A 21,975-nucleotide genomic window follows, 5' to 3' on the forward strand; every position below is an offset into this window, starting at 1 on the left:
TCAGCACGCAATCGCTTGCGTCCTGTAAGAATTACTTTTTGGAATTTTAAGTGTTTCCAACACTTTAAAGGTTCCGTTACAAGTATTCGATATTGTTCAATTTTCAAGGTCCTGTCCGCCCGGCCTCTCGGCTGGCGACCTGTTTATTTTATCACGTCCGGTCCATTTTGTCAAGCACTTTTTTCATCTTTTTTCAAGTGATTTTGAAGTGCTTTCATTCTTTCGGACTCTCGCGGAAGCCGTTCCGCCGGGCGCCTGAGTATAATACTACAGAGTCTGACTTTTGTCAAGCGTTTTCTGGAACTTTTTTGCTCAAAAATTGACTTTATTTCACTTTCTTCGATGACGTGTTCATTTTCTCATTTTGCCTTTGCAGTCCCCATACAGCGGCATGCTCTCTGCCATTCATATCCCCGTCTCCCGGGATTCAAAAAACTCGATCCAGCTCTCCTACTATCTTAAATAATAGGCGCACAAGGCCCCCGCCGGGCCGCAGGACAAAACGTAAGTTCCATCCAACGCCTGCAAGCGGGACGCTCGGTTTATCTTTATCTATTACCCTATATGGGAAAAGGCAGTTTCTGCTCCGAATAAGCAACGGCCTCTGTTCCTCTCTCATTCATAAAGAAAAGCCAGGGCGCCTGGCCCTGGCCTTGTATGGTTTTAGAAATAGCTGCGAATCTGGAACTTATCCCCGCTGTCCTTCTTTTCCTCCACCACAATATGCTCATGGTTGAAGTCAAAGTGAACCGGCAGGCACAGATCGGTGTTGCGGGTCATCCGCAGCAGTTCATCCACCCGCTTTTTCTCGTCGGGCATATAGAACAGGTAGCTGACGCCCTCCTTTTTGGCGCGGCCGGTACGGCCGATGCGGTGGGTATAGTGCTCATTGTCCGAGGGAACGTCGTAGTTGACCACAGCGTCCACATCTGACACGTCGATACCGCGGGCAGCCACATCGGTGGCCACCAGGACCGACACCTTGCCATCCCGGAAGCTCTGCATAATCCGGTTGCGGTCCTTCTGGGAGAGGTCGCCGTGGAGGCAGTCCACCGAGAAGCCCAGACGGGCCAGCTGGTTGGCCAGAGTGGCGGTGCCGAACTTGGTATCACAGAACACCATCACCCGCTTATAGCCCTCTCCAATGATGAGCTGGGCCAGGTCGGACAGCTTATTGCGGCCGGAGGTCTCCAGCTTGTACTGGGTGATCTTGGGCTGGCTCTCCTCTTTGGGCTGGACGGTGATCTCCTCGGCGTCCCGCTGGTACAGCCAGCCGATGTCCATAACCTCCCGGCTGATGGTGGCCGAGAACATGGACAGGGACTTCCGGCTCTTCATCAGGTCGATGATGTGCCGCACATCCTTGTAAAAGCCCATATTCAGCATCTCGTCCGCCTCATCCAGGACAATCTGGGTCACATGGCTCAGGTCGATGCTGCGGTGCTTGTAATGGTCCATCAGGCGGCCGGGCGTAGCCACCACGATCTGGCAGCCCTCCGCCAGGCGGCGGGCCTGCTTGTCCATGTTGGCGCCGCCGTAGACACACGCCACCTTGACCCCCGGCATAAAGTAAGTCAGCTCCTCCATATCCCCTGCGATCTGCTGAGCCAGCTCCCGGGTGGGGGCCAGAATGACCGCCTGGGGCCAGGCCTGTTCCGGGTCGATATGCTCGGCCACCGGGATGCCGAAGGCACAGGTCTTGCCGGTGCCGGTGGGGGCTTTGGCGATGATATCCCGCCCCTGCATCATGAGGGGGATCACCTTCTCCTGAATTTCGGTCATATCCTCGAAGCCCATCCGCTCCACGGCCTGGTGGATGGCCTCGCTGCACTGTAATTCACTGTAACGCATGGTTTTCTCCGTTCTTTCTGGGGGTGCGCAATTTGTCAAGTCCTTATCAGTATAACACGGCTTGCGGGATCTGAAAAGCCTTGTTTCCAATCTCCTGGCCCATGGCATACAAAAAGGCCGGACGCCCATCGACGCCCGGCCTGTGGTTGGTATTGGAATTGTTACGCCGTCTCTTCCAGAGCCTTATTCTCGGCTGCCGCGGCTGCACGGGCAGCCTCCAGCTTCTGCTTGAAGCGGCCGCTTGCCTTGAAGCCGGGAATCGAGGTGGACTCCAGCCGGCTGGACACCTTGGTCTTGGGGTTGGTGTAAGCCTTGGGCTTGCGGGGACGCATTTCAAACCGGCCAAATCCGGCAATGGTCACCTTTTCGTCAGCGCGCAGGCACTCTGCGATCTGGTCGAACATGGCGTCCATCGTCATTTCGACCTGGCTCTCGGGGAAGCCAGTTTTGCGGGCAACGGTTTCGATCATCTGGGAACGGGTCATGTATCAATATCCTCCTGGAACTGCTTGTTATATCCAGAGTTTTCCACTGCGGGCCGGGCCCTGCAGGAAACTCATAAAAGTAACGTACTTTTGCAAAATTTACGTCGCAGAGTATAACAAACGGTCGGTCTCAAATCGATACTCTGCGCACGAAACAGGCCTTTCTGCACACGAAGGCTTATTTTTCCTTATACAGCGTTGCAATGTCCACCAGCGGCACATTTTTCAGGCTGTGCTCGCTGCGCAGGCAATCCACCAGAGCGTTGGCGGTATCCACTGCCGTAATGCAGGGGATGCTCAGTTCGACGGCCTTGCGGCGCAGCCGCACCGAGTCACGCCGGGGGTCGCGGCCCTTGGCGCTGGTGGAGAAGACATAGTCCACCAGACCGCTCTGGAGCAGGTCAATGATGTTGGGAGCCTCGCCCGACATATTCCGCACCTCGTTGCAGGGCACCATGTGCTTGTTCAGCCAGGCGCAGGTGCCGGAGGTGCCGTACAGCTTGTAGCCCATGCTCTTGAGCTTCCAGGCGATGTCCACAAATTCGGGCTTGTCGCTGTCCTTCACGGTGAAGATGCAGCAGCTGGCGGGGCCGGGGGTCTTGAAGGTATAGCCGGCGCCAATGAGGCCCTTGAGCAGGGCGTCATGGTAGTTGGGGGCAATGCCCAGCACTTCGCCGGTGGACTTCATCTCGGGGCCGAACTGGGTGTCCACGCCGTGCAGCTTCTCAAAGCTGAACACAGGCACCTTGACGGCCACATAGGGAGCGTTGGGGTGCAGGCCGGTGCCATAGCCCATGTCGGCCAGCTTCTCGCCCAGGCAGCAGCGGACCGCCAGGTCCACCATGGGCACGCCGGTGACCTTGGAGATATAGGGCACGGTACGGGACGAACGGGGGTTCACCTCGATGACGTACACCTTGCCATCCGAAACGGCATACTGAACGTTGACCAGACCCACCACTTTCAGCTCACGGGCAAAGCGGCCGGTATAGTCCACCATAGTGTCGATGATGTTCTGGGTCAGATGCTGGGCCGGATAGACACAGATGGAGTCGCCGGAATGGACGCCGGTCCGCTCCACCTGCTCCATGATGCCGGGGATCAGGAAGTCGGTGCCATCGCAGATGGCGTCCACTTCGCACTCGGTGCCCTGGATATACTTATCCAGCAGGACGGGGTGATCCATGTCCACGTGCTCGGTGATGACGCCCATATACTCGATGACGTCGGCCTGGGTGTAGGCCACGATCATGTTCTGGCCGCCCAGCACGTAGGAGGGACGCATCAGCACAGGCAGGCCGATTTCCTCGGCGGCAGCCAGGGCCTCGTCCAGGGTATAGACGGTGCGGCCGGGGGCGCGGGGAATCCCGCAGCGCTCCAGCAGCTCGTCAAAACGCTCCCGGTCCTCGGCCTCGTCGATGGCGTCGGCGGGGGTGCCCAGGATGGGCAGGCCCACTTCGTCCATGTGCTTGGCCAGCTTGATGGCGGTCTGGCCGCCGAACTGGACCACGCAGCCGTCCGGCTTCTCGGTGGCGATGATGTTGTCCACGCTCTCGGGGGTCAGGGGGTCAAAGTACAGGCGGTCGCCGGTATCAAAGTCGGTGGACACCGTCTCGGGGTTGTTGTTGACCAGAATGGCCTCACAGCCGTGCTTCTTCAGGGTCCAGACGCAGTGAACCGAGCAGTAGTCGAACTCGATGCCCTGGCCGATGCGGATGGGGCCCGAACCAAAGACCAGAATCCGCTTCTTGTGGGGCTGGCCGTCCTCTTTCTTGGCGATGAACTCGGCGGCCTCGTTGTCGCCGTCGTAGGTGGAGTAGAAGTAGGGGGTGTTGGCCGAGAACTCGGCGGCGCAGGTATCAACCATCTTGAAGCCGGCGCGGTAGTTCTCCACCGGCAGCTGCTCCACCTGGGCCAGGCGGCGGATGGTCTTATCCTGGAAACCGTACTTCTTGGCCTCCTGGTACTGCTCCAGGCTCAGGACGCCGTTGCAGCGGGCCAGACCATTTTCCAGGTCGGCCAGGTGCTGCATCTTGTCCAGGAACCACCAGTCAATCTTGGTGATGTCGTAGATGGTCTGATGGTCGATGCCGCGCTTGAGGGCCTCATAGACGCAGAACACCCGCTCGGAGTCCTGCACGTGCATGTGAGCGATGATCTCCTGATCGTCCAGCTCCTCAAAGGGCTTGTGGGTCAGGGTGTCCATGCCCAGCTCGATGGAGGAGACAGCCTTCATCATGGCGGCCTCAAAGCTGTTGCCGATGGACATGACCTCGCCGGTGGCCATCATCTGGGTGCCCAGGGACTTGTCCGCATAGACGAACTTGTCGAAGGGCCACTTGGGGTACTTGACGACAATATAGTCCAGCGCGGGCTCAAAGCAGGCGCAGGTCTTGCCGGTGACGTCGTTGGTGATCTCGTCCAGGGTGTAGCCAATGGCGATCTTGGTGGCCACCTTGGCGATGGGGTAACCGGTGGCCTTGGAGGCCAGAGCCGACGAGCGGGACACACGGGGGTTGACCTCGATGACCGCATAGTCAAAGCTGTCCGGCTTGAGGGCAAACTGGCAGTTGCAGCCGCCCTCGATGCCCAGCTCGGTGATGATGTCCAGGGCAGCGGTGCGGAGCATCTGGTATTCGTGGTCGGTCAGGGTCTGGGAGGGAGCCACGACCACCGAGTCACCGGTGTGGATGCCCACGGGATCTAGGTTCTCCATGTTGCAGACGGTGATGACGTTGCCCTTGTGGTCGCGCATCACCTCATACTCGATTTCCTTCCAGCCGGCGATGCACTTTTCCACCAGGATCTGGTGAATGGGGGAAAGACGCAGGCCGTTGGTGCCGATCTCGATCAGCTTGGCCTTGTCCTCGCAGATACCGCCGCCGGTGCCGCCCATGGTGAAGGCGGGACGGACGATGACCGGGTAGCCGATGCGGTCGGCGCAGGCCAGAGCGTCCTCCAGGGTCTCCACGACCTCCGAGGGGATGATGGGCTGATGCAGCTTTTCCATCGTCTCCTTGAACAGCTCGCGGTCCTCGGCCCGGTCGATGGTCTCGGGCTTGCAGGCCAGCAGGCGGATGCCGGTGCGGTCCAGGTAGCCGCTGCGGGCCAGCTCCATGGACAGGTTCAGGCCCATCTGGCCGCCCAGGTTGGGCAGCACCGAGTCGGGCTTTTCGATGTCCAGGATGCGCTCCACGACCTCCAGGGTCATGGGCTCGATATAGACGTGATCGGCCACATCGGGGTCGGTCATGATGGTGGCAGGGTTGGAGTTGAGCAGAACGGTCTCGATGCCTTCCGCCTTCAGGGCGCGGCAGGCCTGGGTGCCCGAGTAGTCGAACTCAGCCGCCTGGCCGATGATGATGGGTCCCGAGCCGATCACCAGCACCTTTTTGATTCTGGGGTCCTTGGGCATATCAGCGAGCCTCCTTTGCGCTCTTTACATTGGTCAGGAAACGGTCGAAGAGGAACTCTGTATCCTTGGGGCCGCCGTTTGCTTCCGGGTGGAACTGGACGGTAAAGCAGTTCCATTTCTTGTACTGGATGCCTTCACAGGTACCGTCGTTGGCATTGACCTGGGCCACAACGCCCATTTCGGGGGGCAGCTGGTCCCCCACCACCGCATAGCCGTGGTTCTGGCTGGTGATGAAGGTGCGGTCGCTGGCAAAATCGGTCACGGGCTGGTTGGCGCCGCGGTGGCCGTACTTGAGCTTGGTGGTCTTGGCGCCGGCGGCCAGGGCCGACAGCTGATGGCCCAGGCAGATGCCGAAGGTGGGGATGCCCAGCTCAAAGATCTTGCGCAGGTTCTCGATGGCCTCCACCGGCTCGGCGGGGTCGCCGGGGCCGTTGGACAGCATGATGCCGTCCGGGTTCAGGGCGGCCACCTGCTCCGCCGTCGAGAAGGCGGGCATGACGGTCACCTTGCAGCCGCGGCGGACCAGGCAGCGGACAATGTTCCGCTTGCAGCCGTAATCCATCAGGGCGATGTGGGGTGCGCCGTCGGGATTGTGGACCTCGGGCGCGGCACAGGTGACGCTCTTGACGGCGTCGGTGACAGCATAAGCCTGCACCTGGGCCAGCAGGGCCTCGGTGCGCTCTTTGTTGGCGGGGTCGGCGGGGTCAAACTCGGTGAGAATGGCGCCGTTCATGACGCCGCTCTCGCGGATGACGCGGGTCAGATGACGGGTGTCGATCCCCTCGATGCCGATGATGTTGTTTTTCTTCAAAAAGCTGTCCAGCGTCTCCTCCGAGCGCCAGTTGGACGGGGTCTTGCAGGCCTCGCGGACAATGTAGCCCCGGGCCCAGATTTTGCCCGACTCCATGTCCCAGTGATTCATGCCGTAGTTGCCGATCAGCGGGTAGGTCTGGGTGATGATCTGGCCATAGTAGCTGGGGTCGGTCAGGGTCTCCTGAAAGCCCACCATGCCGGTGGCAAAGACCACTTCGCCCACCGTGACGCCCTCAGCGCCCACCGACTGGCCCGCAAAAACCATTCCGTTTGCCAAAAGAAGATATGCGTTCATTGCGTTCCCTCGTTTTATCTCGTTGCAGGACTCACAGGGTCTGCTTGGCCTGCTGGTTCATCTTGCGGCTGCCCAGGTGCACCAGGGGCAGCTTGCCCTCCTTGCACAGGGGGCACTCCTCGGGTGCATAGTTGGGCAGGTCCAGCTTGAGGGCGCTGGCCAGGATGGGAATGGGAGACGGAGCCTCGGGCTTGGTGCGGTCCACCACGCAGGTGATGCCCAGGCAGATGCCGCCGGCCTCTTCGATGGCCCGCTTGGTCTCCAGAGAGGAGATGCCGGTGGTGACCACGTCCTCGGCGATGATGCACTTCTCACCCGGATGGATGGCGAACCGCTTCAGGGTCATGACGTTGTCCACACGCTCGGTGAAGATGGCGCGCAGGCCGGTCTGACGGGCCAGCTCGTAGGCGTAGACGATGCCGCCCATGGCAGGTCCCACGATGACGTCGGCGCCCAGCTCCTTGACCTTGGCGGCCACAGGAGCCATCACCTCGGCGCAGCGGTCGGGGTACTGCTGCAGGAATGCCATCTGGCAGTAGGCGCTGGAATGGCGGCCGGACGACAGCAGGAAGTGACCCTCCAGGAATGCTTCACAGCTCTTCAAAATTTCAATTGCTTCGCTCATTGTTTTTACTCCCTTCCTCTTTCCACATAAATCGGTCTCACGGTATTGTATCACGCAAGCCCGGAAAACGCAAATTTATTCGTTATATTCTCATTTTAATGAATATATGTCATTTTTATGTATATTCACCGGGCGCAGCCGCGGATTTCGTCCAGGCTGGCCACCCCGTGGGCGTCCATCCAGGCGGCCATCTCGTCGGCGATGGTCTCCATGGCCCGGGGGTTGGCGAAGTTGGCCGCGCCCACCTGGACTGCGGCGGCGCCCGCCATGATGAACTCCAGGGCGTCCCGGCCGGTTGCGATGCCGCCCAGGCCCACCACAGGGATCTGGACTGCACCCACCGCCTGCCAGACCATCCGCAGGGCAATGGGCCGCACCGCCGGGCCCGACAGGCCCGCAAAGATGTTGTCAAAGACGGGACGGCGCTTTTCCAGGTCGATGGCGCAGGCCTGGAAGGTGTTGGTCAGGCTGATGGCGTCGGCGCCGGCGGCTTCCACCGCCTTGCACATCTCGGGGATGTTCTCCGCCTGGGGGCTGAGCTTGACCATCAGGGGCTTTTTGCAGACGTCGCGGACCATCCGCACCACCTCGCCGGCGGCGTCGGCCTTGACGCCGTAAGTCATGCCGCCCTGCTTGACGTTGGGGCAGCTGATGTTCAGCTCCACAATGTCCACGGCGCTGTCGTTCAGCAGAGCTGCGCCCTCCACATATTCTTCCTCACTGTGGCCGCCCAGATTCGCAATGGCCACCGTGCCGTACTGCCGTTTCAGGCTGAGCATCTCGGGCAGCTCCACGTCGATGAAGTGCTGCACGCCGGGGTTCTGCAGGCCGATGCTGTTGATGAGGCCCGAAGGGGTCTCCCACAGGCGCTCGCCCTTGTTGCCGAACTGGCCGTGAAGGGTCAGTCCCTTGCCGGAAATGCCGCCGATCTTGCTGAAATCGGCCAGGTCCTCATACTCGACTCCGTAGCCCACCGTACCGGACGCGCCGATGATGGGGCTGTTCATGGTGAAGCCGAGGAGGTTGGTTCTCAGGTCTGCCATCCAAACACCTCCGTTCCTGCAAAGACAGGGCCGTCCTTACAGACGCTCTTGGCGCCCGAGGCGGTCTCGATGGTGCAGCCCAGGCAGGCGCCGATGCCGCAGGCCATCTTCTTTTCCAGGCTGACCAGGCAGGGGGTGCCCTTCTCCGCGCAGAGGCGGGCGGCATTCTTCATCATGGGCGTGGGGCCGCAGATCAGGACGATATCGTAGTCCGCCGGGTCATACAGCTGGGTGACAAAGCCATGGAAGCCGAACCGGCCGCTGTCGGTGGACACCTTGACGATGCCGGCCAGGCCGCGGTACTGCTCCATGCAGTAGGGCTCGTCCCGGAAGCCGAAAAAGACGTCGGGCTGGCGGCCTGCGGCGGCCAGTTCCCGGGCCAGCTGGTACATGGGGGCGGTGCCGATGCCGCCGCCCACCAGGGCGATCTTCTGGTATTTCTCGGCGATGGCGGGCACATCGAAGCCGTTGCCCATGGGACCGGTGAGCTGGATGAAGTCGCCCTCGGTCAGGGCGGCCAGCTTTTCGGTGCCCTGGCCCACAATCTGATACAGGAAGGAGACGGTCAACGTCTCAGGCTCCCACTTGTGGACGCTGATGGGCCGGGAGAGGAACGGCGCCTCCCCTGCGCCCCAGCTGCGCAGGGTGAAGAACTGCCCCGCGTGGGGGGCGTGGCCGGGGTCCGGCCAGAGGACCCGCAGCAGCCGGACATCCGATGCCACGTTGCTCTGGCCCAGGACGGTGGCCTTACAGCAGGCTGCACGCATGGGCAATGGCCTCCTTCATGTTGACGCACTCGTTGTAGGCGGCCTCGTCGAAGGCCACGCCGGGCTGCTTCTTGTAGGCCAGCAGGATGCCGCGGCTGGAGTTGACGGTGCCGCCGTTGCCCTTGTTCAGGTACTGGGCGATGTCCTCAGCCTTGCCGCCCTGGGCGCCGTAGCCGGGGATCAGGAAGAAGCTGTCCTGATACCGTGCGCGGATCTCGGAGGCCTCCTCGATGTGGGTGCCGCCGATGACCAGGCCAATGGAGGAGTAGCCGTGCTCGCCCATGTAGCCCTTGCCCAGCTCGTTGAGCTTGTCGCCCACCAGGTCATAGACGTGGCGGCCGTCGGCCAGCTTCTCATACTCAAAGTCCTTAGCGCCGCCGTTGGAGGTGCGGCAGAGGACGAACATGCCCTTGCCGGCCTTTTCGGCGTAGGGCAGATAGGGGCTGATGGAATCCAGGCCCATGTAGGGGGCCAGGGTGACGAAATCGGCCTCGAAATCACCGGTGAAGTGGCCGATGGCGTACATCTCGGCGGTCTTGGCGATGTCGCCCCGCTTGATGTCAGCGATCACGGGCACGCCGGCGGCGCGGACAGCCCGCAGGGTCTCGGCGTAAGCCCGCAGGCCGTCCAGACCCAGAGCCTCATAGTAAGCGATCTGCACCTTGTAGCAGCCGGCGACCGCCTTGGTGGCCTCGATCAGAGCCTTGTTGAAGCGGACAATGTTCTCGCCCTTGCTCAGAGCGGTGTCCACAAAATCCTCGGGCAGATAGGAGAAATCGGTGTCCAGACCGACGCAGACCGGGCCCCGAGCCTCGACTGCCTCATACAGCTTATCCATGTTGGTCATCATAGCATCATTCCCTTTCTTTTGATCTTACTCAGCCTGATAGGTCAGCTGGCCGCCTTTGATGGTGGCGCAGACACAGCCATAGAGTGCAGCCCCCTGATAAGGGCTGTTCTTCGATTTGGAGTGGAGCTTGTCCCGGTCCACCGTGTAGGGGGTGTCCAGATCCACCAGAACCAGGTCGGCGTCGTAGCCGGGCTCCAGACGGCCCTTGTTCAGGCCCAGAATCTGGGCGGGGCGGCCGCTCATCAGCTCGCTCAGCAGCTCCAGGGGCAGGCCCTCGCCGCGGCACAGCTTGGTGTAGCAGACGCCGAAAGCCGTCTCGCTGCCCACCATGCCGGCGGCGCCCGCCGCCTTGTCCTCCTCCGAGTGGGGAGCGTGGTCGGTGGCGATGGCGTCCACGGTGCCGTCCTGGATGGCGTCCACCAGGGCCGCCACATCGTCGGCGGTGCGGATGGGGGGATTGACCCGGTAATCGCACAGATCCTCGGTGAACCACAGGTGGTGGGGGGTCACCTCACAGGTGACCGGCGCGCCCCGCAGCTTGGCGATGCGGATGGCCTCGATGGCTCCGCGGGTGGAGACATGGCACATATGCAGCCGGGTCTGATAGTACTCGCTGAGCCAGCAGTTCCGCAGGGTTTCCACGTCCTCGGCCAGCCGGTAGTCCCAGGGGCTGATCTCCATGTCCTCGGCGTGGCTCATAATGGTGATCCCCTTCTGGTGGCAGATGGCGAAGGCCTTGGCCATCACGCTGGCGCTCTGGACCCCGTGGCCGTCCTCGGTGACAAAGCGCACCGACTCGGGCAGGGTTTTCAGGTGGTCCAGGGTGTGGCCGTCAAAGTTCTCGGTGATGGACACCGTCTGGTTGGCGTCGCACAGGCCCACCCGGGCGGCCTCGTCCTCGATCATGGCCGCCTGGGCCGCCGAGGAACAGACCGGCTTGGTGTTGGGCATCAGATTGACAAAGGTATAGCCGCCGGCCGCCGCCGCATGGCTGCCGGTGGTGACATCCTCCTTATATTCAAAGCCGGGGGTACGCCAGTGGACGTGCAAGTCCACAAAGGCGGGCAGAACCGTCAGCCCCCCTGCGTCCAGGACGGCGTCCTCCGGGCCGGCCAGGGCCGCCAGACCACGGCCCACCGCCTGGATTTTGCCCTCGCTGAGGTAGAGTTCGATTTCTTCTCCATGGACGTCCACTGCATGTTGAATCAGCATGACCGCTTCCTCCTTTTTGAAGCCGCGCCTGTCCCGGCGCGGGCAAAAAAAAACTTTTCCCAGACGGGAAAAGTTCAAATTTTGAAAATGGGGAACAAACCGGCTGCGAAAAAACCGGCTGCAAAGCACATCTTCAGCTTCTCAACGCCGCAGACGCACATCATAAAATACAGGTTCCCCTTTCTGCAATTGTCTTTTAGGTATTTTATCATAGAAACGCAAAAAGTGTCAATAATATCTGCAATTTTGTTTGTGAGAAGTAGTACGTCCATGCCCGGAAATTTTTAGTAAAGCTTACAAAAATTCTGCATAGGGGTCCAAATTCCCCCGCTGGCAGGCCAAAAACCCGCTTCTGTGTGACCGGCGCGCTGTACTTTGGCCGCCGGCTGTGCTAAAATAAAAACACATTCACATGCCAATCGCTTTCGGATATGAAGGAGGTACGTCCATGGGTCTGCTTGACGACGCGCGCAATATTCAGCGCAAAGACCCGGCCGCACGCAGCGTAATCGAAGTTATCCTGTTGTACCCGGGTTTTCACATCTTAGTATACCACAAAATCGCCCATTGGCTCTACCAGCGGGGACATTTTTTCCTGGCGCGGTGGATCAGCCAGCGGGGCCGGCATAAGACCGGCATCGAAATCCATCCCGGCGCCACCATCGGCAAAAACCTGTTCATCGACCACGGCATGGGGATCGTCTTTGGCGAGACCACCGAGATCGGCGACAACTGCACCATCTACCACGGGGTCACCCTGGGCGGCACCGGCAAGGACACCGGCAAGCGTCACCCCACCCTGGGAGACAACGTGCTGATCGGCGCAGGCTCCAAGGTGCTGGGCCCGGTGTACATCGGGGACAACGCCCGGGTGGGCGCCGGCAGCGTGGTGCTCCACAACCTGCCCGCCAACTGCACCGCCGTGGGCGTGCCGGCGGAGGTGGTGCGGATCAACAACAAGTCGGTGAATCCCGCCGACGATCTGGACCAGCAGGATCTGCCGGATATTGTCTCCCAGCGGATCACCGCCCTGGACCAGCGCATCAGCCATCTGGAAAAGGCGGCCCAGGGGGACATCCCCCCCACCCACGAACAGGTGGCGGCCCGGTCCAACCCCAGCGCCAAACCGTAAAAATTCATCGACAGAAAAAGGGCGAAGCCATTGCGGCTTCGCCCTTTGTTGTGTATGGGATTATTCGTACAGGGGGAACTGCTTGGTCAGAGCCAGCACCCGGGCTGCGATGTCGTCCTTCTTTTCATCGAAGTGCCAGATGCAGTCGGCGATGCAGTTGGCGATGATCTTCATCTCCTCGGCGCCCATGCCGCGGGTGGTGACCGCCGGGGTGCCCAGACGGACGCCCGAGGTCACAAAGGGGCTGCGGGTCTCGCCGGGGACGGTGTTCTTGTTGGCGGTGATATGGACGGCGTCCAGACGGGCCTCCAGCTCCTTGCCGGTGCACTCCTCCTGACGCAGGTCCACCAGCATCAGGTGATTGTCGGTGCCGCCCGAAACCAGCTGGACGCCCCGGGCCTGCAGCTCGGCTGCCATGACCTGGGCATTCTCCACGATCTTGTGGGCATAGACCTTGAACTCGGGCTTGAGGGCCTCGCCGAAGCAGACCGCCTTGCCGGCGATGACGTGCTCCAGGGGGCCGCCCTGGGTGCCGGGGAAGACAGCCGAGTTGATCCGCTTGGCCAGAACGGCGTTATTGGTGAGGATCAGGCCGCCGCGGGGGCCCCGCAGGGTCTTGTGGGTGGTGGTGGTCACCACGTCGGCGTAGGGCACCGGGCTCTGATGGGCGCCGCCTGCCACCAGGCCGGCGATGTGGGCCATATCCACCATCAGGTATGCGCCGTAGCCGTGGGCAATCTCGGCCAGCTTCTCGAAATCAATGGCCCGGGGATAGGCCGATGCGCCCGCCACCAGCATCTTGGGACGGACCTTCTTGACCGCCTTTTCCAGCTCCACATAGTCGATGCGACCGTCCTCCCCCACGCCGTAGGAGAAGAAGTGGTAATTTTTGCCCGACATATTCACCGGGGAGCCGTGGGTCAGGTGACCGCCCTGGGACAGATCCATGCCCATGACGGTGTCACCCAGCTCCAGCAGGGCGAAGTAGACCGCCAGGTTGGCCTGGGCTCCCGAGTGGGGCTGCACGTTGGCATACTTGGCGCCGAACAGCTCGCAGGCGCGGCGGATGGCGATGTTTTCCACTTCGTCCACGTAGACGCAGCCGCCGTAATACCGTTTGCCGGGCAGGCCTTCGGCGTACTTGTTGGTCAGCACGCTGCCCATGGCGGCCATCACCGCCGGAGAGACGATGTTCTCGCTGGCGATCAGCTCGATGTTTTCCCGCTGACGGGTGAGCTCACGGCCCATGGCCGCGCCCACTTCCGGGTCCACGCCGTTGACCAGACCGATGGTGTCCATCATTTCCTTGTACATAACAATACCCCTCTCTTTTTCAAACTGCATCCGCCGCTGCACCCTCGCAGCAGTTTCCTTTATAATAGCAAAACCCAGGCGTCTATGCAAGACAAACAACTGTATTTTTATAAGAAAAACAGTTTTTTCTTTTTTCCGCCTTCCCTGCCCCATCAAAAAAGCCGCCTCCCCGGCAGGGGAAGCGGCTTGTGTGCGCTTTAAGTCAATCAGGATTCCTTGTTCTGGCTGTTCTTGCGGGCCTCCAGCGCGATGATGGCGTCGCGGCGGGACAGGTTGATGCGGCCCTGCTGGTCAATGTCGGTGACCTTGACCACGATGGCGTCGCCCACGGCCACCACATCCTCCACCCGCTCGACACGCTTGGTGTCCAGCTTGGAGATGTGGACCAGGCCTTCCTTGCCCGGGGCAATCTCAACGAATGCGCCAAAGTTCATCAGGCGGGTGACCTTGCCCTTGTAGATGGCGCCGATCTCGGGGTCCTCCACAATGGTCTTGATGGTGAAGATGGCCCGCTTGGCGTCCTCCTGGTCGATGGCCGAGACGAAGACGTGGCCGTCCTCCTGGACATCGATCTTGCAGTTGCAGTTGGCGCAGATCTCCTGGATCACCTTGCCGCCCTTGCCGATGACGTCCTTGATCTTGTCGGTGGGGATGACGATGCTGAACATCTTGGGTGCCCAGCGGCTCAGCTCGGGACGGGGCTGGGCGATGACCGGCTTGATGATCTCGTCCAGAATATACAGGCGGCCCTTGCGGCACTTCTCAAAGGCATCCGCAATGATGTCGTAGGTCAGGCCGTCGATCTTGATGTCCATCTGGATGGCGGTAATGCCCTTGCGGGTGCCGCCCACCTTGAAGTCCATATCGCCGTGGAAGTCCTCCACGCCCTGGATGTCCAGCATGGTCATCCAGCGGTCGCCCTCAGTGATGAGGCCGCAGGAGATGCCGGCCACGGGGGCCTTGATGGGCACGCCTGCGTCCATCAGGGCCAGGGTGGAGCCGCAGATGGAAGCCTGGGAGGTGGAGCCGTTGGAGCTCAGGACCTCCGAGACGCAGCGGATGGTGTAGGGGAAGTCCTCCATGGAGGGCAGCACCGGCACCAGAGCGCGCTCAGCCAGAGCGCCGTGGCCGATCTCGCGGCGGCCGGGGCTGCGGGGTGCGCGGGCCTCGCCCACCGAGTACGGCGGGAAGTTATAGTGATGGATGTAGCGCTTGGTCTGCTCATCGGTCAGGTCGTCCATCAGCTGGCTGTCCTTGGTGCCGCCCAGGGTGCAGGTGGTCAGCACCTGGGTCTGGCCGCGGGTGAACATGCCCGAGCCATGGACGCGGGGCAGGATGCCCACTTCGGCGGCCAGAGGACGAATCTCGTTGATGCCGCGGCCGTCCACACGCTTGCCCTCATCCAGCAGCCAGCGGCGAACCACCTGCTTCTGCATCTTGTAGCTGATGAGATCCAGGTCGGCGGCGGTCAGGTCGGGGTACTCGGCGGCGATGTCATCCAGAATGGGCAGCAGGGCTGCGTCGCGGACGTTCTTGTCGTCGGTGTCCATGGCGGCCTTGAACCGGTCGAGGTACTTGTCATGGACGGCGTGGAAGATCTCCATATCGATGCCGGCGGTCTGGAACTGGACCTTGTCCTTGCCCCGCTCGGCCACGATCTCGTTGATGAAGGCGATGGTCTTCTTGATCTCCACATGGGCGGTCTTGATGGCGTTGAGCATGGTGTCCTCGTCCACCTCGTTGGCGCCGGCCTCGATCATGACGATCTTGTCCATGGTGCCGGCCACCGTCAGGGCCAGGTCGCTGACCCGGCGCTGCTCATAGGTGGGGTTCAGGACGATTTCGCCGTCCACCAGGCCCACCTGGACGCCGCCGATGGGGCCGTTCCAGGGAATCTCGGACACGGCGGTCACCAGAGAGGCGCCGATCATGCCGGCGATCTCGGGGCTGCAGTCGGGGTCCAGGCTCATGACAGTCATGGTGATGCAGACGTCATTGCGCATTTCCTTGGGGAACAGGGGGCGCATGGGGCGGTCCACCACCCGGCTGGTCAGGATGGCACGCTCGCCGGGACGGCCTTCACGGCGCATGAAGCTGCCGGGGATGCGGCCTGCTGCGTACAGCTTCTCCTCATACTCGACGCTCAGGGGGAAGAAGTCCACCCCTTCCCGGGGCTTGGGGCTCATCGTGACGTTGCACAGCACAACGGTCTCGCCGTAGCGGATCAGAGCACTGGCGTTGGACAGCCCGCACATTTTGCCCATCTCGACCTTGAACGGGCGGCCTGCCAGTTCCATCTCATAGACCTTGTAGTTGGGGAAGGTCTCTTTGCGGGAGCCGAATTCGATTGCCATGTAGTTACCTCCTTGTTTGTCCGGGCGCTGGGGCGCCCGGCATATCATCAGGCCGGCCGCCGCGAGCTATAGCAATAAATCCGACGTCCCAGAGGGGCGTGCGCCTCTCAGACGCCCGATTTACTGCTGCAACACGCAGCGGCGGCCCGGCTTACCAATACCCGGCCAAAAATCCACCCTAAGGAAAAAGGCAGGCACCTTTGGATGGTGCCTGCCCCCTCGTTCATTGAAATTACTTGCGCAGACCCAGCGTAGCGATCAGGGCGCGGTAGCGCTCCACATCCTTCTTCTGCAGGTAAGCCAGCAGATTGCGGCGGCGGCCAACCATCTTCAGCAGACCGCGGCGGCTGTGGTGATCGTTGGGGTTCTTCTTGAGGTGCTCGTTCAGCTCATTGATGTGAGCGGTCAGCAGAGCAACCTGAACCTCGGGGGAACCGGTGTCCTTCTCGTTGAGGGCAACCTTGGCCATAACTTCCTGTTTGTTCATGGAAAAATACCTCTTTCTATTATTTCTGCCGTGACAAAGCGGTGGGAAACGGTCTTCCCTCGCAAACGGGCATACTCCCATCGCTGCGCCGCGGTAACGTGGATAGTATAGCAAAAAAACGTACAAAAAGCAAGCACAAAACCCCCGAATTGTTGAAACAATTTTAGGTAGTTCTGCCGGAGGCTCTGCCACGGAATTTTCACTTGTGTTCGGGGGATGTTTTGTTATACTGGTAAGCAGTGCAACAGAAAGGAAGTAAATCAACCATGAACATTTCACGGCGAGGCTTTCTGAAAGCGGGGGCCCTGACGGCGGCCGGTCTGGCCGGCGGCCTGCCGGCCCAGGCCAGCCAGGCCGAACCCCCTTCCGCTCCTCTGCAGGGCACCCTCCGGCCCACCTCCTTTGGCCCGGTCCAGGGCCGGGAAAACAAAGCCGGAGGCGTTCTGGCCTGGTACGGGGTGCCCTACGGCGCCGCCCCGTCGGGGTCGCTGCGCTGGCAGCCGCCCCAGGACCCGGCCCCCTGGTCCGATCCGCTGGACTGCACCGCGCCCGCCCCCATGGCCCTGCAGTGCTGCAACGGGATGGCCGCCGGCACCGAGGACTGTCTCAAGCTGGACGTTTATGCTCCGGACGGCGCCGCCGGGCTGCCGGTGGTGGTGTATTTCCACGGCGGCGGCAACCGCACCGGTTCCCCGGAGGAACTGCCGGGCGGCTCCCTGTCCGCCCGGGCCGAATGCGTCCTTGTGTCGGTGGGGTACCGGCTGGGCCTGCTGGGCTTCAACAGCCTGCCCGCCCTCCAGAACGGCCCCGACAGCACCGGCAACTATGCCCTGCTGGACGCCGCCAAAGCCTTTGACTGGGTGCAGGAAAACATTGCCTCTTTTGGCGGCAACCCCGCCAATGTCACCGCCATGGGCTTTTCCGCCGGCGGACGGGATGTGCTGGCCATGCTGGCCAGCCCCTATTTTGCAGGGCGGTTCCAGCGGGCGGTGTCCCTGTCGGGCGGGCTGACCATGGCCGACCCCGACGCCAGCGCCCGCCAGACCGCCGCGGCCTTTGCGCCTCTGGCAGTGGAGGACGGCCTGTTCTCCGACCAAACCGCAGCGGCGGACTGGCTTCTCACCAACGGCGAGGACGTGACCCGCTGGCTGTACGATCTGGACCCCGCCCGGGTCTGCCTGCTGATGGCCGACGGCGGCGGGATTCGGATGAGCAGTTTCCCCCACCTGTTTGCGGACGGGGTTCTCCTGCCTGAAAACGGCCTGGACGCTCCCCTGTCCTGCCCGGTTCCCCTGCTGCTGGTGACCGGCACCACCGAGTTCAGCCTGTTCAATCCCCTGACCACTACGGTGCAGACCAACGGCCTCAGCGCCGCCGACACCGCCGCGGCCCGGGATTTTGCCACCGCCTACGGCTCCGAGCTGTACCGGATTTTCAACGGCGGAGCCGCCGCAGCCTCCCTGTCCAGCCGTTCCGCTGCCCCTGTCTGGGTGTGCGAGATCGCTTACGGCGGCGCAGACAGCGCCAGCCCCATCCGGGCCATGGGCCTTGGGTCCTACCACGGCATCAGCCTTCCCCTGCTGTCGGGTGAAAACAGCCTTCCCGGTTTTGTCTCCCTCAGCAGCCCCGGCTTTGCCGCCCTGTCCGACCGGTTCACCGCGGCCTTCCGCTCCTTCATCCGCACCGGCACACCCGACGGCGCCGGGGTGGACTGGCAGCCCTGGACCGCCGCCTCTCCCCGGGCCCTGGTGCTGGACGCCGGGAACAGCGCCGATTCGGCCGCCTTCACCCTCCAGGACGCCCCGTCGGACTGCGGCGCCGTTCTGGACCGGCTGGACGCCGACAACAGCGTCCCGGACAGCACCAAGGAGCTGGTGATCCGCCAGATTCTGAACGGACGGATTTTCAGCGCCGAGCTGGACGCCCGCTATCAAAACCCATCCCTCTGGGTCTGACAAAACCCGCTGACCGACAACAAAAAGACCTGCCGTCCTGGAAACAGGAGGCAGGTCTTTTTCTTATTGGAAGTATTCCTGTGCCCGGCGGGCGGCGTTCTGGATGCAGGCACGCAGCTCGTCCAGCGTATCGAACTTCTTGCTGGGGCTCAGGTAGGTGTGGAACTCCACCACCGGGTCCGCGCCGTACAGGTCCCCCGAGAAACCGGGAATAAAGGTCTCGCAGGTGACCTTGGCGGGGTCGTCGTTGACGGTGGGGCGGCTGCCCAGGCCGGTGGCCGAGGGATATGCCTTGCCGCCGATCCAGGTGCGGGTGATGTAGATGCCGTACCGGGGCAACTGGTAGCCGTCGGGGTAAATCTGGTTGATGGTGGGCACCCCCAGAGTGTGTCCCAGGCCCTGGCCATGCCGCACCGGGAACCGGATGGCGTAGGGCGCACCCAGCATTCCATTGGCGGCGGGGATGTCGCCCCCCTCCAGAGCCGCCCGGATGCGGGTGGAGGAAACCGGCTTGCCCTCATACTGCGCCATGGGCAGGATATGAACCTCCACCCCCAGGGGGGCGCAGAGTTCCTGCAGCAGGGCCGGGTTTCCGGCGGCCTTGGCGCCGAAGGTGAAGTTTTCCCCGCAGAAGAAGGCCCGGGCCTGACAGTCTGCCACCAGACCCCGGACGAACTGGTCGGGGGTCATGGCCTGGATGTCCTCAAAGGCGGGCACCAGGTAGTGTTCCACCCCCAGGCCCGCCACCAGACGGTGCTTGTCCTCGGCGGAAAAGAGGCGGCGGCCCTTGATCTTGCTGCCGGCGGGCAGCTTGAAGGTGAACACCGCCGGGGCTGCTCCATGGGCTGCGGCCCAGTCCACCGCCCCGCCGATCACCGACCGGTGGCCGATGTGGATGCCGTCAAAATAGCCCAGCGCCACCGCGCTGCCCTGCTTGCCCCCGAGTTCCAGGGGCGACATGGTTGGATAAATCTGCATAGTTTCTGATTCCCAAAAGATTGATCGGGGCCTGCGGCCTCATCCGCGCTCCACAAAGAGCTTTTCCACCCGCAGCACGCCGCCGGTGATGTTGGCCAGGCCCAGGAACTGCCCCGCCTCATCCTGCACGCGGTAGCGGCCGTCGGGGGCCGGGTAGCGGCTGGTGGGGCAGCCATTGTAGAGGTGCTGGGCCACGCCGGGGCTGACCTTCAGCAGGGGCAGCGGTTCAAACACCCGCTCCACCGGCAGCAGCAGCCCTTCCAGTGCGTCGGGGCCGGCCTCTTTGGCGGCCAGAATTTCCTCCAGGGTGTGGGCGTCCGCCTCGGCGAACAGGCCCGCCTGGGTGCGGCGCAGGGCGCTCATGGTCCCCAGCTGGCCCATCCCCTGGGCGATATCTTCCAGCAGGGTGCGGATATAGGTTCCCTTGGAGCAGCGGACCGTCAGGGTGTACTCCCCCGGGGCGGGGCTGCCCTCATAGGTGATGCCGTAAATCTCGATGGGGCGGGCCTTCCGCTCCACCGTCAGGCCCTGGCGGGCCGCCTTGTAGAGGGGCTGGCCGTTGATCTTCACCGCCGAGTACATGGGCGGCACCTGCATCTGGGGCCCCACAAACCGGGGCAGGATGTCTTTCAGTTCCGCCTCTCCGGCGGTGACGGGGCGGGTTTCCAGCACCGTGCCGGTGATATCACCGGTGTCGGTGCGGCTGCCCAGCCGCAGGGTGGCCCGATAGGTTTTGTCGTGGTTGAGCTGGAGGTCCACCGCCTTGCTGGCTCCCCCGCAGAACACCGGCAGGACGCCGGTGGCCATGGGGTCCAGCGTGCCGCTGTGGCCCAGCTTCCGGGTGCCCAGCACCCCCCGCATCTTGGCGATGACGTCAAAGCTGGTCCAGCCGGCGGGCTTGTCAACGATGAGGATTCCCTGCATTATGCCTCCTCCCCGCTCTGGTCCAGAACGGCTTTCGCCTCGGCCAGAACGGCGCTCTTGGCATTGTCCAGGGTGCCCAGCAGCTCACAGCCGGACGCCCGCAGATGGCCGCCGCCGCCCAGGCGCCGGGCCACTGCCACCGCATCCACCCCGTTGGCGGTGCGGATGCTCACCCGCCAGCTGCCGCCGGGCTGCTGACGGAAGGTCAGGCCGATCTTGACCCCCTCGATGCCGATGGGCAGGGCGGTCAGCTCCTCCAGGTCGGAGGGGTCGGCCTGGCTGGCCTCGATTTCGTCCCGGTCCAGCCAGATCAGGGCGCACCGGCCATCCAGAGCATATTCCAGATGGCTGCGGGCGATCCGCTCGGCCTCCATCTGTCCCCGGGTCTTGGTGGCAAAGAGCAGGGTGTTCAGCTCCTCCACCCGGGCCCCCGCCTCCATCAGGCGGGCCGCCACCCGGTGGGTCTTGGCTTTGGTGTTGGCAAACCGGAAACAGCCGGTGTCGGTGGCCAAGCCGGTGTAGAGGCAATCGGCCATCTGGGAGTCCAGCTGCACCCCCATGGCCTCGATGACCTCCCACAGCAGCTCAGCTGCCGCGGCGGCCTCGGGGTTCAGCAGGGTGTACTGGGCGTAGCCGTTGTTGCCGGCGTGGTGGTCAATGCACAGATCCACCCGGCGGCTGTAGGACGGCATCAAGCCGCTGTCCCCGAAAAGCTGGGTCCCGGCCACGTCCACCGCCACCACCAGACCCGGCTCAAACTCGCCCCGGAACAGCCGGGGCCGGGTATAGCTGAGCCGGCGGGGGATGGGATCGGAACACAGGACGGCCGCCGTCTTGCCCAGGGAGGCCAGCGCATAATACAATGCGCTGCCGCAGCCGATGGTGTCGCCGTCCGGGTTTTTATGGCAGAGGATCAGAATGTTGTCGGCGTTCCGCAGCATGGCGGCCGCCTGCTCCACATTCAGCGGTTCGGTCATAAGTGTTTTGTCCTTTCCGCGGGCGGGTTATTCCCCGTCGGCCTCTTCAGAGGCGTCCGGCCCGCTGTCCACGTTCAGTTCCTTGAGCAGCTCGTTGATATGGGCCGCATAGGCTGCGCCGTCGTCCTCGACGAAGATCAGGCGGGGAGCCTTGCGGATGTGCATTTTGCGGCTGATTTCGGTGCGGACGTGGCCGGCGGCGCAGTTCAGCGCCTTGATGACCGGCGCGGGACCCTCCGGGTTGCCCAGCACGCTCACATAAACTTTCGCCACATCCAGGTCGGGCGTGACGTCCAGCCGGGTGACGGTTAGAAGGCCGCCGGACAGACGCGGGTCCTTCAGCCGGGAGATGATGGCAATGATCTCCCGCTTCATGTCCTGCGCCAGACGGCCCATGTTTTTCTCAGACATGGTGTTGCTCCTTTCTCACAAGACGTGAAAAAAGCGTTGATTCCATAAGATTTTACCCGCCGGGACCGCGGCCCCGGGCCGGGGATT

The 21,975-nt window shown here is 62.5% G+C and carries 18 protein-coding genes; 2 read left to right on the top strand and 16 right to left on the bottom strand.

What is annotated here, in order from left to right; all coding sequences use genetic code 11:
* Positions 1-663: 663 nt before the first annotated feature.
* From B5G28_RS10080 to B5G28_RS10120, 9 genes are all read right to left on the bottom strand, one after another.
* Complete coding sequence (locus B5G28_RS10080; RefSeq protein ID WP_087248390.1) at positions 664-1,851, bottom strand: DEAD/DEAH box helicase; 1,188 nt, start codon at positions 1,849-1,851, stop codon at positions 664-666.
* A gap of 161 nt (positions 1,852-2,012) precedes the next feature.
* The gene (locus tag B5G28_RS10085) at positions 2,013-2,336 is read right to left on the bottom strand and encodes an HU family DNA-binding protein (RefSeq protein ID WP_087248392.1); all 324 of its coding nucleotides are present in this window, start codon (positions 2,334-2,336) and stop codon (positions 2,013-2,015) included.
* Between the two features lie 178 nt (positions 2,337-2,514).
* Positions 2,515-5,751 carry a carbamoyl-phosphate synthase large subunit gene (carB, locus tag B5G28_RS10090; RefSeq protein WP_087248394.1) on the bottom strand — a complete coding sequence of 1,079 codons (3,237 nt, stop codon included), beginning with the start codon at positions 5,749-5,751 and terminating at the stop codon, positions 2,515-2,517.
* Position 5,752: 1 nt separating this feature from the next.
* Positions 5,753-6,859, bottom strand: coding sequence for a carbamoyl phosphate synthase small subunit (locus B5G28_RS10095; protein ID WP_087248396.1), 1,107 nt, complete (start codon positions 6,857-6,859; stop codon positions 5,753-5,755).
* Between the two features lie 31 nt (positions 6,860-6,890).
* Positions 6,891-7,484 (bottom strand): orotate phosphoribosyltransferase, encoded by a 594-nt coding sequence (gene pyrE, locus B5G28_RS10100; RefSeq protein WP_087248398.1) that lies wholly within the window; start codon positions 7,482-7,484, stop codon positions 6,891-6,893.
* 125 nt (positions 7,485-7,609) lie between these two features.
* Positions 7,610-8,527, bottom strand: a complete 918-nt coding sequence (locus B5G28_RS10105; protein ID WP_087248400.1) for a dihydroorotate dehydrogenase — start codon at positions 8,525-8,527, stop codon at positions 7,610-7,612.
* On the bottom strand, positions 8,515-9,294 hold the full coding sequence (locus B5G28_RS10110; protein WP_087248402.1) for a dihydroorotate dehydrogenase electron transfer subunit: 780 nt from the start codon (positions 9,292-9,294) through the stop codon (positions 8,515-8,517). The genes B5G28_RS10105 and B5G28_RS10110 overlap by 13 nt, the downstream gene beginning before the upstream one ends.
* Positions 9,275-10,141 (bottom strand): orotidine-5'-phosphate decarboxylase, encoded by an 867-nt coding sequence (gene pyrF / locus B5G28_RS10115; RefSeq protein ID WP_087248438.1) that lies wholly within the window; start codon positions 10,139-10,141, stop codon positions 9,275-9,277. Before pyrF ends, B5G28_RS10110 begins: the two co-directional genes overlap by 20 nt.
* 27 nt (positions 10,142-10,168) lie before the next feature.
* Positions 10,169-11,356, bottom strand: a complete 1,188-nt coding sequence (locus B5G28_RS10120; protein WP_087248404.1) for a dihydroorotase — start codon at positions 11,354-11,356, stop codon at positions 10,169-10,171.
* 448 nt (positions 11,357-11,804) lie between these two features.
* Between B5G28_RS10120 and epsC the strand changes: the two genes are divergently transcribed.
* Positions 11,805-12,488 carry a serine O-acetyltransferase EpsC gene (epsC, locus tag B5G28_RS10125; RefSeq protein WP_087248406.1) on the top strand — a complete coding sequence of 228 codons (684 nt, stop codon included), beginning with the start codon at positions 11,805-11,807 and terminating at the stop codon, positions 12,486-12,488.
* 60 nt (positions 12,489-12,548) lie between these two features.
* Here the strand turns inward: epsC and glyA are convergent, their stop codons facing one another.
* From glyA to rpsO, 3 genes are all read right to left on the bottom strand, one after another.
* The gene (gene glyA, locus B5G28_RS10130; protein WP_087248408.1) at positions 12,549-13,802 is read right to left on the bottom strand and encodes a serine hydroxymethyltransferase; all 1,254 of its coding nucleotides are present in this window, start codon (positions 13,800-13,802) and stop codon (positions 12,549-12,551) included.
* Between the two features lie 206 nt (positions 13,803-14,008).
* The gene (locus B5G28_RS10135; protein ID WP_087248410.1) at positions 14,009-16,156 is read right to left on the bottom strand and encodes a polyribonucleotide nucleotidyltransferase; all 2,148 of its coding nucleotides are present in this window, start codon (positions 16,154-16,156) and stop codon (positions 14,009-14,011) included.
* Positions 16,157-16,388: 232 nt separating this feature from the next.
* On the bottom strand, positions 16,389-16,643 hold the full coding sequence (rpsO, locus tag B5G28_RS10140) for a 30S ribosomal protein S15 (protein WP_087232972.1): 255 nt from the start codon (positions 16,641-16,643) through the stop codon (positions 16,389-16,391).
* Positions 16,644-16,909: 266 nt separating this feature from the next.
* Between rpsO and B5G28_RS10145 the strand changes: the two genes are divergently transcribed.
* The gene (locus B5G28_RS10145) at positions 16,910-18,598 is read left to right on the top strand and encodes a carboxylesterase family protein (RefSeq protein ID WP_087248441.1); all 1,689 of its coding nucleotides are present in this window, start codon (positions 16,910-16,912) and stop codon (positions 18,596-18,598) included.
* Between the two features lie 63 nt (positions 18,599-18,661).
* Here B5G28_RS10145 and B5G28_RS10150 read toward each other — a convergent pair whose 3' ends face one another.
* From B5G28_RS10150 to rbfA, 4 genes are read right to left on the bottom strand one after another with little or no spacing between them, the layout of a single operon-like run.
* Positions 18,662-19,576: a riboflavin kinase gene (locus B5G28_RS10150; protein WP_087248412.1), complete on the bottom strand. Its 915-nt coding sequence runs from the start codon at positions 19,574-19,576 to the stop codon at positions 18,662-18,664.
* A 39-nt stretch (positions 19,577-19,615) separates the two neighbouring features.
* Positions 19,616-20,500, bottom strand: a complete 885-nt coding sequence (gene truB, locus B5G28_RS10155) for a tRNA pseudouridine(55) synthase TruB (protein WP_087248414.1) — start codon at positions 20,498-20,500, stop codon at positions 19,616-19,618.
* A complete protein-coding gene (locus B5G28_RS10160; protein WP_087248416.1) occupies positions 20,500-21,477 on the bottom strand; it encodes a bifunctional oligoribonuclease/PAP phosphatase NrnA in 978 nt (325 codons plus the stop codon). Before B5G28_RS10160 ends, truB begins: the two co-directional genes overlap by 1 nt.
* A gap of 27 nt (positions 21,478-21,504) precedes the next feature.
* Positions 21,505-21,888, bottom strand: a complete 384-nt coding sequence (rbfA, locus tag B5G28_RS10165) for a 30S ribosome-binding factor RbfA (protein ID WP_087248418.1) — start codon at positions 21,886-21,888, stop codon at positions 21,505-21,507.
* Positions 21,889-21,975: the final 87 nt, after the last annotated feature.

The sequence above is a fragment of the Faecalibacterium sp. An77 genome (assembly GCF_002161315.1).
GTDB lineage: Bacteria > Bacillota > Clostridia > Oscillospirales > Ruminococcaceae > Faecalibacterium.

What these genes read in the sequence shown, in the direction of transcription:
- B5G28_RS10120 (WP_087248404.1), bottom strand. Translation starts at nt 11,356, where the DNA reads ATGCTGATTCAACATGCAGTGGACGTCCATGGAGAAGAAATCGAACTC.
- pyrE (WP_087248398.1), bottom strand. Translation starts at nt 7,484, where the DNA reads ATGAGCGAAGCAATTGAAATTTTGAAGAGCTGTGAAGCATTCCTGGAG.
- B5G28_RS10135 (WP_087248410.1), bottom strand. Translation starts at nt 16,156, where the DNA reads ATGGCAATCGAATTCGGCTCCCGCAAAGAGACCTTCCCCAACTACAAG.
- B5G28_RS10085 (WP_087248392.1), bottom strand. Translation starts at nt 2,336, where the DNA reads ATGACCCGTTCCCAGATGATCGAAACCGTTGCCCGCAAAACTGGCTTC.
- B5G28_RS10145 (WP_087248441.1), top strand. Translation starts at nt 16,910, where the DNA reads ATGAACATTTCACGGCGAGGCTTTCTGAAAGCGGGGGCCCTGACGGCG.
- rbfA (WP_087248418.1), bottom strand. Translation starts at nt 21,888, where the DNA reads ATGTCTGAGAAAAACATGGGCCGTCTGGCGCAGGACATGAAGCGGGAG.
- B5G28_RS10110 (WP_087248402.1), bottom strand. Translation starts at nt 9,294, where the DNA reads ATGCGTGCAGCCTGCTGTAAGGCCACCGTCCTGGGCCAGAGCAACGTG.
- pyrF (WP_087248438.1), bottom strand. Translation starts at nt 10,141, where the DNA reads ATGACCAACATGGATAAGCTGTATGAGGCAGTCGAGGCTCGGGGCCCG.
- B5G28_RS10095 (WP_087248396.1), bottom strand. Translation starts at nt 6,859, where the DNA reads ATGAACGCATATCTTCTTTTGGCAAACGGAATGGTTTTTGCGGGCCAG.
- rpsO (WP_087232972.1), bottom strand. Translation starts at nt 16,643, where the DNA reads ATGAACAAACAGGAAGTTATGGCCAAGGTTGCCCTCAACGAGAAGGAC.
- epsC (WP_087248406.1), top strand. Translation starts at nt 11,805, where the DNA reads ATGGGTCTGCTTGACGACGCGCGCAATATTCAGCGCAAAGACCCGGCC.
- carB (WP_087248394.1), bottom strand. Translation starts at nt 5,751, where the DNA reads ATGCCCAAGGACCCCAGAATCAAAAAGGTGCTGGTGATCGGCTCGGGA.
- B5G28_RS10080 (WP_087248390.1), bottom strand. Translation starts at nt 1,851, where the DNA reads ATGCGTTACAGTGAATTACAGTGCAGCGAGGCCATCCACCAGGCCGTG.
- B5G28_RS10105 (WP_087248400.1), bottom strand. Translation starts at nt 8,527, where the DNA reads ATGGCAGACCTGAGAACCAACCTCCTCGGCTTCACCATGAACAGCCCC.
- B5G28_RS10150 (WP_087248412.1), bottom strand. Translation starts at nt 19,576, where the DNA reads ATGCAGATTTATCCAACCATGTCGCCCCTGGAACTCGGGGGCAAGCAG.
- truB (WP_087248414.1), bottom strand. Translation starts at nt 20,500, where the DNA reads ATGCAGGGAATCCTCATCGTTGACAAGCCCGCCGGCTGGACCAGCTTT.
- B5G28_RS10160 (WP_087248416.1), bottom strand. Translation starts at nt 21,477, where the DNA reads ATGACCGAACCGCTGAATGTGGAGCAGGCGGCCGCCATGCTGCGGAAC.
- glyA (WP_087248408.1), bottom strand. Translation starts at nt 13,802, where the DNA reads ATGTACAAGGAAATGATGGACACCATCGGTCTGGTCAACGGCGTGGAC.